This is a genomic window from Myroides sp. LoEW2-1 (assembly GCF_009767705.1).
Lineage (GTDB): Bacteria > Bacteroidota > Bacteroidia > Flavobacteriales > Flavobacteriaceae > Flavobacterium > Flavobacterium album_A.
Window position 1 is genome coordinate 50,703 of record NZ_WSPP01000273.1, and the last position, 12,825, is coordinate 63,527.

The 12,825-nt window shown below is 35.7% G+C and carries 10 protein-coding genes; 5 read left to right on the forward strand and 5 right to left on the reverse strand.

The genetic code is table 11. The features are described 5' to 3' along the window. Positions 1–2: 2 nt before the first annotated feature. The 4 genes from GOQ24_RS14240 to GOQ24_RS14255 are packed head-to-tail and all read right to left on the reverse strand — an operon-like array spanning position 3 to position 6,364. The gene (locus GOQ24_RS14240) at positions 3–524 is read right to left on the reverse strand and encodes a DUF3341 domain-containing protein (RefSeq protein WP_155090903.1); all 522 of its coding nucleotides are present in this window, start codon (positions 522–524) and stop codon (positions 3–5) included. A 6-nt stretch (positions 525–530) separates the two neighbouring features. Further along, positions 531–1,940, reverse strand: a complete 1,410-nt coding sequence (nrfD, locus tag GOQ24_RS14245; RefSeq protein WP_155090904.1) for an NrfD/PsrC family molybdoenzyme membrane anchor subunit — start codon at positions 1,938–1,940, stop codon at positions 531–533. 39 nt (positions 1,941–1,979) lie between these two features. Continuing rightward, complete coding sequence (locus GOQ24_RS14250) at positions 1,980–5,042, reverse strand: TAT-variant-translocated molybdopterin oxidoreductase (RefSeq protein ID WP_155090905.1); 3,063 nt, start codon at positions 5,040–5,042, stop codon at positions 1,980–1,982. A 38-nt stretch (positions 5,043–5,080) separates the two neighbouring features. Next, positions 5,081–6,364 carry a c-type cytochrome gene (locus GOQ24_RS14255; protein WP_155090906.1) on the reverse strand — a complete coding sequence of 428 codons (1,284 nt, stop codon included), beginning with the start codon at positions 6,362–6,364 and terminating at the stop codon, positions 5,081–5,083. A gap of 217 nt (positions 6,365–6,581) precedes the next feature. On the opposite strand from GOQ24_RS14255, the gene GOQ24_RS14260 reads away from it, so the two are divergent. After that, positions 6,582–6,962 carry an SPOR domain-containing protein gene (locus GOQ24_RS14260; RefSeq protein WP_155090907.1) on the forward strand — a complete coding sequence of 127 codons (381 nt, stop codon included), beginning with the start codon at positions 6,582–6,584 and terminating at the stop codon, positions 6,960–6,962. Between the two features lie 42 nt (positions 6,963–7,004). Here the strand turns inward: GOQ24_RS14260 and leuS are convergent, their stop codons facing one another. Then, entirely contained in the window at positions 7,005–9,818 is a 2,814-nt protein-coding gene (gene leuS / locus GOQ24_RS14265) for a leucine--tRNA ligase (protein WP_155090908.1), read from the reverse strand. A gap of 171 nt (positions 9,819–9,989) precedes the next feature. Here leuS and GOQ24_RS14270 point away from each other — a divergent pair, with 171 nt between their 5' ends. From GOQ24_RS14270 to truB, 4 genes are read left to right on the forward strand one after another with little or no spacing between them, the layout of a single operon-like run. Next, positions 9,990–10,871 carry a cell division protein FtsX gene (locus GOQ24_RS14270; protein ID WP_155090909.1) on the forward strand — a complete coding sequence of 294 codons (882 nt, stop codon included), beginning with the start codon at positions 9,990–9,992 and terminating at the stop codon, positions 10,869–10,871. Between the two features lie 10 nt (positions 10,872–10,881). Further along, a complete protein-coding gene (locus tag GOQ24_RS14275) occupies positions 10,882–11,118 on the forward strand; it encodes a DUF3098 domain-containing protein (RefSeq protein ID WP_155090910.1) in 237 nt (78 codons plus the stop codon). Between the two features lie 23 nt (positions 11,119–11,141). Further along, the gene (locus GOQ24_RS14280) at positions 11,142–11,948 is read left to right on the forward strand and encodes an undecaprenyl-diphosphate phosphatase (RefSeq protein WP_155090911.1); all 807 of its coding nucleotides are present in this window, start codon (positions 11,142–11,144) and stop codon (positions 11,946–11,948) included. 2 nt (positions 11,949–11,950) lie between these two features. Further along, a complete protein-coding gene (gene truB, locus GOQ24_RS14285) occupies positions 11,951–12,670 on the forward strand; it encodes a tRNA pseudouridine(55) synthase TruB (protein WP_155090912.1) in 720 nt (239 codons plus the stop codon). Positions 12,671–12,825: the final 155 nt, after the last annotated feature.

Here is a 12,825-nt window from a genome sequence, read left to right on the forward strand (position 1 = left end):
AATTACTTTTCAATTACTTTAACTTCAACTGCTCCAGTTTTTTTGAAGAACTCAATAGCAGAATCTTCATCTCCTTTTAAAGCAACTTCCATTAAAAAGTGATCATCCGTTGTTCTTACATCTGGATTTTCAGCCTCTTTAAAAGGCCATAATTTACTTCTCATAAAGAAAGTAAGTACCATTAAGTGAGCTGAAAATAATACAGTCATCTCAAACATAATTGGAACGAAAGCTGGCATATTTTGAATAAAACTCATACTCGGTTTTCCTCCAATATCTTGTGGCCAATCAATAATCATAATGTAATACATCATAAATGTACCGAAAGCTAAACCAACTAATCCGTACAAGAAAGCACAAATAGCAATTCTCGTTGGCTTTAACCCCATTGCTTTGTCAAGACCATGCACTGGGAAAGGAGTGTATATTTCTTCGATATGATGTTCAGCTGCTTTTGTTTCTTTTACTGCATCTAACAATACATCATCATCATTGTATATTGCGTAAATTACTTTATTACTCATAGCGAATTAATGATTTAAAGATTGATGATTTTCTTTGCTGTCTCTCTCCTTTTTGTAGTACTCTCCTGAAGATTTCAAGATAGTCTTCACCTCTGCCTGTGCAATTACAGGGAAACTTCTTGAATACAACAAGAACAATACAAAGAAGAAACCAATAGTTCCAATATAAATACCTGCATCAACAAAAGTTGGCTGGAACATTGTCCAAGATGAAGGTAAATAATCTCTGTGTAATGAAGTAACGATAATTACGAAACGCTCAAACCACATCCCAACGTTTACAACTAAAGAGATAATAAACGAAGCCATAATGTTAGTTCTAATTTTCTTAAACCACATTACCTGTGGTGAAACAACGTTACAAGTCATCATTAAGAAATATGACCACCAGTAAGGTCCTGTTGCACGGTTTAAGAATGCGTATTGCTCATATTCTACTCCAGAATACCATGCTACCCATAACTCAGTGATATAAGCAACCCCTACAATAGATCCTGTGATCATTACAATAATGTTCATCAACTCTATATGTTGAATTGTAATATACGCTTCTAAGTTAGATACTTTTCTCATAATGATCAACAAGGTAGTAACCATCGCGAATCCAGAGAAAATTGCACCAGCAACGAAGTATGGAGGTAGAATAGTCGTATGCCATCCAGGAATAACTGAAGTAGCAAAGTCAAAAGATACAATCGTGTGTACAGAAAGTACAAGAGGAGTAGCTAAACCAGCTAAAACTAATGATACTTCCTCAAAACGCTGCCAGTCTTTTGCACGACCTGACCAACCAAATGATAAAATTGAATATACTCTTTTTGTAAATGGCGTTATAGCTCTATCACGTAACATTGCAAAGTCAGGTAGTAAACCAGTCCACCAGAAAACTAATGATACTGATAAATACGTAGAGATCGCAAATACGTCCCATAATAATGGCGAGTTAAAGTTAACCCATAATGATCCGAACTGGTTTGGTAAAGGTAAAACCCAGTATCCTAACCAAGGACGTCCCATGTGAATAATAGGGAAAAGACCAGCCTGAACTACAGAGAAAATTGTCATTGCCTCTGCAGAACGGTTAATTGCCATTCTCCATTTTTGTCTAAATAATAATAATACGGCTGAAATAAGGGTACCAGCGTGACCGATACCTACCCACCAAACGAAATTGGTAATATCCCAAGCCCATCCAACTGTTTTATTTAATCCCCAAGTACCAATACCTGTACCTATTGTATAAGCCATTGATCCTACTCCCCATAGAAACGCTAACAAAGCGATAGTGAATACTCTCCACCATAGTTTATTAGCTCTCCCTTCTACAGGTCTAGCCACATCCACAGTTATATCATGATAAGTTTTCTCACCAATAACTAAAGGTTTTCTAATGGGTGCTTCGTAATGTGACGACATAATCCTTTATATGTTTCTTTAATTAATAATTCAAGTTAATTACACGTTTCTAACTTTCACGTGATACACAACATTTGGTTTCGTACCAATGTGCTCTAATAAGTGGTATGAACGATCTGATTCTACTAATTCTACAATATCAGAATCCTTATCATTGACATCTCCAAATACCATAGCTCCGCTTGAACAAGCAGCCGAACATGCAGTCTCAAATTCATTTGGACGTACTGCTCTACCTTCGTTCTTAGCTTTTAAGATTGTAGCTTGAGTCATTTGAATACACAATGAACATTTCTCCATTACCCCTCTTGAACGAACTACTACGTCTGGATTCAATACCATACGACCTAAATCGTCATTCATATTGAAATCAAACTCATTATTCTGAGAATATAAGAACCAGTTGAAACGTCTTACTTTATAAGGACAGTTGTTTGCACAATATCTTGTACCTACACAACGGTTATAAGCCATGTGGTTTTGTCCTTGACGACCATGAGATGTTGCTGCTACTGGACACACAGTCTCACATGGAGCGTGATTACAGTGTTGACACATCACAGGTTGGAATGCTACTTGTGGGTTATCTGCTGGATTTTCTAAATCATAGAAAGCACTGCGATACTCACTTAATCCTTTAGCATCTTTTTTCTTTTGAACATCTCCATCAAATGTATCTTCTGATGAATAGTATCTATCAATACGCAACCAGTGCATATCTCTACTTCTTCTAACTTCAGATTTACCTACTACTGGTACGTTATTCTCTGCGTGACATGCAATAACACAAGCCCCACATCCTGTACAAGCGTTTAAGTCAATAGATAAATTAAAATGATGTCCTACTGTACGGTCAAACGATTCCCAAATATCAATAGTACGCGCTTTCACATTTTGGTGATCGTAGCTTACCATTGGGAATACATTCCACTCTTCTGTATTTGCATTGAAAACATCAGCAGTAGTTTCTTTAATGATGTCATTTCTACTCATTAAAGTATTGTGTAACTGAACACAAGCAAATTCATGCATTCCATTACCTTTAGCTACGCTTACTGTCTGTACTTTATTAGCATTGAAATACAATTTGTATGCATTCACCCCAACTTGCATATCTTTCTTAAGAGCCTCTTTTCTTCCATATCCGAAAGCAAGACCAATAGTTCCAGGAGCTTGACCAGGTTGAATTAATGCAGGTACGTTTTCTAATGTAACACCATTTACAGTTAACGTAATATAGCTACCATCTAAACCACCATTAGCAACATGTTTATTCACGATTCCTAACGCTTCTGCATCTACACGAGCTACAGTTGCATAGTTATCCCAAGAAGCACGGCTAATTGGATCTGGGAACTCTTGTAACCAAGGGTTATTTGCTTGTTGCCCATCTCCCATACCTGTTTTAGTATAGAATACTAATTCAAAGTCACCTTCTTTCTTAGCTTTAGCAACTGCATTAGCAGCAGAAGTAAAGTCAGCGTTAGCAGATACTTTGTTTAAATCTCCGAAAGTAGCAAATCCATCGTGAACAATTTTATTCCAAGTTTTGTTTGAAATAGTAGCTTGTCCAACAGATTTTACGTAATCGTAATAAGGAGTATTATTATTTGTCCACAACAATAATGCGTCTTGGAATTGACGAGTATCGAATAAAGGACGGATAGTTGGCTGAGTAACTGAGTAGTGACCTTTTTTGATCACAACATCACCCCAAGACTCTAAGTAATGTGGAGCAGCTGCAGCAATAGTTGAAACTAATGCAGTTTCGTCTTCTTTCATAGAGAAATCTACAGACAAATCAACATTTTTCAAAGCCTCAGCAAATGCCTCTCCATTAGCTAAAGAATAAACAGGGTTAACGTTAGACATAATTAAAGTATGAACTTTACCAGCAGTCATGTCTTTTATCAACTGAGCTACTGCTGCGTCATTACCTTGTCTAACAAATTTAGTTTGCTCTGGTAAGAAAGCCTTAGATCCTAAAGCTTCATTAATAGCAAACACAAGTAGTTGTGCATTTACATCGTCGATTCCACTTACAAGAACACCATTACTTCCAGCAGCTTTCAATTGTTGAGCAGCTTTCTTAATAGCTTCATCATAAGCAGTACCGTTAGTACTTACATTAGCACCTACTACTATATTGTAAATTTTAACCAAAGCAGCCTTTAAGTCTGCAGAGTTTAAAGGAAGTCTAACGTCAGCGTTAGCTCCACTTAAAGACATATTAGATTCAAGTTGAATGTGCTTAGACATTACTTTTCTCTCATCTGTATTTCTCTTTGGAATACGTTTTTGCGCATAAGCAGAATCATACCCTCCACCTTGCCAGTCACCTAAGAAATCAGCATCTACCGAAACAATCACATCAGCTTGACTAAAGTCATAATCAGCTAACCCTCTCGTTCCATAAGCTTTCTCGTAAGCGTCTAAAGCAGAAGATGAAGATACTGCATCGTATACAACATGCTTAGCAGTTGGATAAGCCGCAACAAACTCTCCTATTAATTTATCAGTAGAAGGACTTGCCATTGTATTAGTCAACAACACAATATTCCCTCCTTTTGATTTAGCATCTTCTAAACTAGCTTTAACTTTTACATCTACATCATCCCAAGTAGTATCTTTTCCAGACACTTTAGGTTGTTTAAGACGTAAACTATCATACATCGTTAATACAGATGCATTCACACGAGCATTAGCTCCTGAATATGCACCAGCTAATTTATTGTTATCAATCTTGATTGGACGACCTTCACGAGTTTTAACTAAAACGTTCACGAAATCAAATCCATCAGCAACCGTAGTAGCATAGTAATCAGCCACACCAGGAACAATCTCATCCGGCTGTACAACGTACGGAATAGATTTTACTACAGGCCCTTCACAAGCAGCTAAAGTAGCAGCCGCAGTAGAGAAACCTACATATTTCAAAAAGTCTCGACGAGTTGTAGAAGACGAAGACAATTTGTCTTTATCACCAAGGAATTCATCTGTAGGAATCTCCTCAACAAACTCATTATCTCTTAGCGTCTCAACAATAGAACTATTTTCGTTCAGCTCTTCAACACTTTTCCAGTATTTTTTGTTTGATGCCATTGTATATATATATTAGCTTCTTTATTCTTTATTAATAATTAATAGTGACATTTACCACATTCTAATCCACCCATATCAGCAACAGTCAACTTCTCTTTGTTGTACTTACCTGCTAACTCTTTGTGAATTTTAGCGTAATACTCATTATTCTCTAACTTAACATCTGTTTTTCTATGACAATCAATACACCATCCCATAGTTAATGGAGAGTGTTGTCTCATGATTTCCATTTCTTCAACTGGACCGTGACAAGTTTGACACTCTAATCCAGCAACATTTACGTGTTGAGAGTGATTGTAATAAGCAAAGTCAGGAAGGTTGTGAATACGTACCCATTTAACTGGCTTCTCTTTTCCAGTGTATTTTTGAGCATCAGCATCCCATCCTACAGCGTCATATAATTTTTGAATCTCTCCTGTATAAAACTCTGGAGTGTATTTTCCATAGTCTTTTCCAGCTTCACCTGTAAACTCAGAAATATTCTTATGACAGTTCATACAAACATTCAATGAAGGAATACCTGAAGTCTTACTTGAACGCGCAGCTGAGTGACAGTATTTACAATCAATACCATTATCTCCTGCGTGTATTTTGTGAGAGAAGTGAATTGGCTGAACAGGTTCATACCCTTTATCAACACCAATTTGCATCATATATCCAAAAGCAAAATAAGAACCAACTAAAACCATTACAATAACTGAAACGATTACTAAAAATTGATTTTTTACAAATGCTTTCCATATAGAAGTGCGTTGTATAATTTCATGCTCAAATCCATTAGTTTCAATTACTTTCTTAAGTACCTTACGTACAGAGAAAAGCATTGTTACTAACATCAATAAAACAACAACAAGCGCTCCTAATACTACAATATTAGAAACAGCATCAGCTTTACTCGCCCCACCTTGTGATGAAGCTCCGCTATCTGTTACTACTGGAGCCGCTGCCTTTTCCTCTGAAGTATAGGCAAGAATATTATCAATGTCTTCATCTGATAACTCAGGGAAGTCATTCATAGGCACGCTATTCCACTCCTCAAATAATTTAACAGCTGTAGCGTCCCCTGATTTAATCAAAGACGAACTACTTTTAATCCATTTATGTAGCCACTCTACATCTCCGTCGTGACGTTCCACTACTCCACGAAGAGCTGGTCCAGTAGATTTTGCATCTAACTTGTGACATGCAGCACACTTAGAATTGAACAATTCCTTACCTTTTGCTGCATCCTGAGCAAATGAAATTGTCGTAAACGATAGCATTAACGCTAAACAAAAGAATAAAATCTTTGAAAACGAATTATGGTTACCCACTTTTTTCATAGTTATAAAATGATTTTCAACTAAATTTGGTCTTTTTTAACAGCCAATTAGACCGCTATCTTATACACCTTATTTACAAACTCCGACAAAAATACAATTTATGAATTACTCTAAAAACCTTTACAGCCCTTTAAACATAATTTATACGCGTTCTAAATAGAGTATATCAAACAACTTTTGCAGATTAATTGTATTTTTGTACCAAATACATTTCATTATGAGAATTTTAAGAGTTTTTTTTGCAATTGGTATTACAGTTTTAAGCATTTCTGAAATTGGTGCTCAAAACAAAAATGTTGTAGTAAACGAACCCACTAAAGTCACAGAGTTAGTGGAATACAAGAAAAAACACAACAATAACATTTCTACCAATGACAAGTTCAGATTGCAAATATTTTATGGCAAAGGTTCTGAGGCTAAACAAGCACTTGCTTCCTTTAGAAGTTTGCATCCAGAGATCGATGCTACTATCACTTATAGCACTCCTTCTTATAAAGTAATGGCAGGTAATTTTAAAACGAGAATTGAAGCTGAAAGAAATCTAAAAATTGTCAAGAAAAGTTTTCCAAACACTTTGCTTATTAGACCAGGAAGATAAAAAAAAACGAGCATTTAAAAATGCTCGTTTTTTATTTTATCATTACCCAACAAGATTGATAATCTTTCCAGGGACTATAATTACTTTTTTAGGCTCTCTACCTTGAAGTTGAGCTTGAGTACGTTCATCAGACATCACAATTTCCTTGATTTGATCTTCATTCAGATCTAATGGCAACTCAATTTTAAATCTCATCTTACCATTAAAAGAAACAGGATACTCTTTAGAACTTTCTACTAAATACTCTTGCTTAAACTCTGGAAAATCAGCTAAAGCAACTGAAGTGCTATTTCCTAACATTGACCATAACTCCTCAGCAATATGAGGTGCATAAGGAGAAATCACAATTGCCAAAGGCTCTAAAATCGCTCTATGATGACACTTCTGTTGAGATAATTCATTTACGCAAATCATAAATTGAGACACCGAAGTATTGAAAGAGAAATTCTCAATATCCTCAATAACTTTCTTTATCGTCTTGTGAAGAGATTTATACATTTCCGCTGTAGGCTCTTGATCTGTAATAACAACACCATTGTCATCCGCATACAATCTCCACAGTTTTTTCAAGAATCCAGCCACTCCAGAAATACCAGCAGTATTCCAAGGCTTCGCTTGCTCCAATGGTCCTAAAAACATCTCATACAAACGCAGAGTATCAGCTCCATATTCTTCACAAATATCATCCGGATTCACAACGTTGAAATAGGATTTAGACATTTTCTCAACCTCATGCCCAACAATATACTTACCATTGCCATTCAACACAAACTCAGCATTAGCATAATCAGGTCTCCAAGCTTTAAAAGCCTCCGTATCCAATTCGGACGAAGCATTAACTAAGCCTACGTATGCATACAACTTTTGTACTTTCTCACCTTGAATCATATCCTTAGAAACAAATGTATTTGTTCCCTCAATGCGGTAAACAAAGGCAGATGTTCCCAAAATCATACCTTGATTAATCAATTTTTGAAAAGGTTCTTCTGTAGGAGCATAATTCAAGTCTTTCAAAAACTTATTCCAAAAACGACTGTATAACAAGTGTCCCGTTGCATGTTCACTTCCTCCTATATATAAATCGACATTTTGCCAATAATCCAATGCCTCTTTTGATGCAAAAACTTCTTCATTTGTCGGATCCATATAACGCATCCAATACCAAGAAGAACCAGCCCATCCAGGCATAGTGTTTAACTCTAAAGCAAAAACAGTTTTTTCGTCAATCAAGCTATTGTCAACAATCACATTATTAACAGTATCCCAAGCCCAAACAGATGCATTCCCCAAAGGCGGTTGCCCATCTTCTGTCGGCAAATACTTCTCTACCTCAGGCAAGACAATTGGAAAATATTTGCTATCGATCATCTTCGGTAGTCCATTTACATAATAAACAGGAAATGGTTCTCCCCAATATCTTTGACGAGAAAAGACAGCATCTCTCAATCTATAATTCGTTTTTCCGTATCCCTGACCTAAAGCTTCTAAACGCTCAATTACTTTAGCAGTAGCAGCTTTATAGTCTAATCCATTTAAAAAATCTGAATTTTCTAATACGAAACCATCCTTCTCAGCAAACGCTTCTTCACTGATATCTTTATCAAAAATATTCTTAATCTCTATTCCAAAGTGTTTTGCAAATGCATAATCACGAGTGTCTCCAGCGGGAACAGCCATTACAGCACCTGTTCCATATCCTGCTAACACATAATCCCCAATCCATATTTCGATTGGTTCTTTCGTAAAAGGATGCTGAGCATAAGCCCCAGTAAACACTCCCGAAATCGTCTTAACATCCGCCATACGATCGCGTTCACTTCGCTTCGAAGTAGCTTCAATATACGCCTCAACAGCAGCTTTTTGCTCTGGGGTCGTAATTTTCAGAACCAAATCATGTTCTGGAGCTAATGTCATAAAACTAACACCAAAAATTGTATCAGGACGAGTAGTAAAAACTTCAATAGTGTGATCTGCATCTTTAACATTAAAAGTAACTGATGCACCAACAGACTTACCAATCCAATTTCTTTGACTTTCTTTTAAGCTTTCTGTCCAATCAATCTGATCAAGCCCCTCTAATAAACGCTCTGCATAAGCAGAAATACGCATACTCCACTGCTTCATTTTCTTGCGAACAACCGGATGCCCTCCTCTTTCAGAAAGACCATCTTTAATCTCGTCATTAGCCAAAACTGTACCTAAAGCTGGACACCAGTTTACTTCTGTCTCAGCAAGATAAGTCATTCTATATTTTAGCAACATTGCCTCTTGTTCTTCACTTGAAAAAGAACTCCATTCTGCTGCAGTAAAAAACGGAATATGATCATCGCAAACTGCTTTAACAGTCTTATTCCCCTCTTTCTCAAACATAGCGATTAAAGTATCTATTGACTCCGCTTTATTTGATTCACAGTTATACCACGAATTAAAAAGTTGCACAAAAATCCATTGTGTATGTTTATAAAAGTCAGGATTAGAAGTGCGAACTTCACGACTCCAGTCAAAAGAAAAACCAATGCGATCTAATTGCTCTCTATATCTTGAAATATTCTCTTCTGTAGTAATTGAAGGGTGTTGCCCTGTCTGAATAGCATATTGCTCTGCAGGTAAACCAAAACTATCATATCCCTGTGGGTGGAGGACATTAAACCCTCTTTGGCGTTTGTAACGCGCAAAAATATCAGATGCAATATATCCCAGGGGATGCCCTACGTGTAATCCAGCCCCAGAAGGGTAAGGAAACATATCTAATACGTAATACTTGGGTTTATCCGATTTATTATCGGTTTTAAATGTTTGGTTCTCTTTCCAAAATTTTTGCCATTTAGCTTCAATTTCGTTCGGATTATACTTCATACTATTCAGTTAATAAGTAAGTTTTACAATGGTGCTTAGTCCAACAATCGACATAATCAAGCACATATTAGGCAAAAATAAACTATATTTATAACAATTAGAAAACTTTAATCGTTATTATCTAATAAAAACGTTTTTGTTTGTTATTTTTACCCCCTTAAAGAAAAGATTATGACTAACCATTATGAAAAATACCAAAAGAGGAAACTTATTTCGTCTTATTTTTCAGTTATATTCAGCATTGCCCTTGTCCTATTCTTATTAGGAACACTGAGTTTGTTTGTAATAAACTCGCGAAAAATCTCTGATAATTTTAGAGAGACAATACCGATGACTGTCTTTTTCCACAAAGACGCAAATGAATATAACACCGATACCTTCAGTAAGAAACTGAGTAAAGCACCTTATGTCAAAGACTTTGTATTTGTTTCCAAAGCAGATGCAGCGAAACAACATCAGGAAGAACTTGGTGAAAACTTTATCGAATTTCTTGGTTTTAATCCATTGCAAGATTCTTTTGACCTACATCTAAAAGGAGAATATGTCATTAATGATAGTATTGCCAAAATCGAAAAAGAACTAATGCAGAGTAAGGGAGTAAAAGAAATTGCTTATGACAAACAATTGGTAGATATGGTAAATGACAATTTGGACCGCATTACCAAATGGGTACTTGTTATCACTGCAGTGCTTACCTTGATATCAATGCTGTTAATCAACAGTTCATTGCGCTTATTAATCTTTTCAAGTCGCTTTACGATTAAAACAATGCAAATGGTAGGTGCAACAAAAAGCTTCATCAGAAGACCCTTTATATTTCACAGTATCCGATTGGGAATTATCGGTAGTGTCATTGCAATCATAGCAATTACTGCTCTGACTTTCTATGCCGATTCAAAATTTCCAGATGTAGGCATTGATCCTACTAAAAACTATTTACCTTTAGTAGTAGTTTCGCTTGGTTTACTTTTACTTGGATTGATTATTACAAGTATCAGTACTTTCTTTGCAACTCAGCGTTATTTAAATTTAAAATCAGATGAACTATATTAAGCAATAATATATGAACACAAAAGATAGTCCTTCAAACAAAAAGTTTTTATTTGCGAAAAGCAATTATGTCTATATGCTAATAAGCTTAGCTATTATCGCGCTCAGTTTTATTCTAATGGCTGGAGCTACAAATGATGATCCTAATCAATTCAACGAAGCTATCTATAGTTTTCGAAGAATACACTTAGCTCCTACCGTATTTTTCGTTGGAATAGGAGTAGCGATATACTCTATTTTTAAACGCTAATAAATAAACAAATAACATAATTAATGGATTTAATACAAGCTATCCTTCTTGCAATCGTAGAAGGACTAACCGAATATTTACCAGTTTCTTCAACAGCTCACATGATATTTGTAAGCTCTTATTACGGAATACAAGAAGATGATTTTGTAAAACTATTTCAAACTGCTATCCAGTTTGGTGCCATATTAGCAGTAGTAGCCTTATATTGGAGAAAGTTCTTTGACTTTACAAAGTTGAATTTTTACAAAAAATTAGTATTGGCTGTAATTCCCGCTTTAATCTTAGGAAAGCTATTCGACGAAGCAATTGACAAAGTGTTAGGTGCTACAATATACATTGCCATCATGTTAATTGTCGGTGGAGTAGTATTGATTTTTATTGATAAATACTTCAAAAATCCAAAAACGCTAAAGGAAGAAGATATTACAGTAAAACAAGCTATAACAATCGGTTTTTGGCAATGTCTTGCGATGATGCCTGGAACCAGCCGATCAGCTGCCTCAATCATTGGTGGAATGCAACAAGGACTATCTCGTCAAGTAGCAGCTGAATTTTCATTTTTTCTTGCCGTTCCAACGATGGCTGCTGTAACAGTTTATTCTATTGTACTGAAGAAATATGAATCTGGGAAAATCGGATACGAAATCCTTTTAGAAAATCCAGACAACATGAAACTTTTTTTAATAGGTAATGTAATAGCTTTTTTTGTATCTATTATAGCTATTAAATTCTTTATTGGAATAATAAAAAAATACGGTTTCAAACCTTGGGGATACTATAGAATTATAGCGGGAGCTATATTATTATTATACTTTGGATACTTTAAATAATTATGATAAACTATTCGGCTGAGGCCTTTCAACAAGGTCAGATTCTCTTGATAGACAAACCTCTTCATTGGTCGTCATTTCAAGCAGTCAACAAAATAAAATGGCTCTTAAAAAAAGAGCTTGGACTAAAAAAGATTAAAGTAGGACACGCTGGAACTTTAGATCCATTAGCCTCTGGACTTCTAATCATCTGCACAGGTAAATCCACAAAACAAATCAGTGAGTTACAAGGACAAATCAAAGAATACACAGGTACTATCCAAGTTGGAGCGACCACACCATCCTATGATTTGGAAACAGAAATTGATCAGACTTATCCTATAGAACATATCACTGAAAATCTATTGGAAGAAGTAAGATTACAATTTATAGGTAATTTAGAGCAACGTCCTCCAATCTTCTCTGCAATCAAAAAAGACGGTAAACGATTGTATGAACACGCTCGAAAAGGAGAAGAAGTAGAAATCAATACAAGGCCTATTACAATATATGGGTGTGAGTTTACTCAGGTATCCCTACCTAACATCGATTTTAAAGTAACTTGTTCCAAGGGAACCTATATTCGATCATTAGCTTATGACATAGGATTAGCCCTAAAATCTGGAGGTCACTTAACTTCACTACGCAGAACTAAAATAGGTGACTATACAATAGAGAATGCGTTATCCTTAGAAGAATTTGAAACGAACATAAAAGCACAAGCTTCGACAGAAGAAGCCTAAAATTTAAATACCACCCATCCCTTCAGATGTGGTGGTATTTTTTTACTTGTTATGTATCCGCCCGAGCAAGTGCATATTTCATAATATAATGTAAAGAAGTAAGTTTGCTTGAAATAATAAAGAGATGAGCAAACAAGAAATTATGTACTCTCATG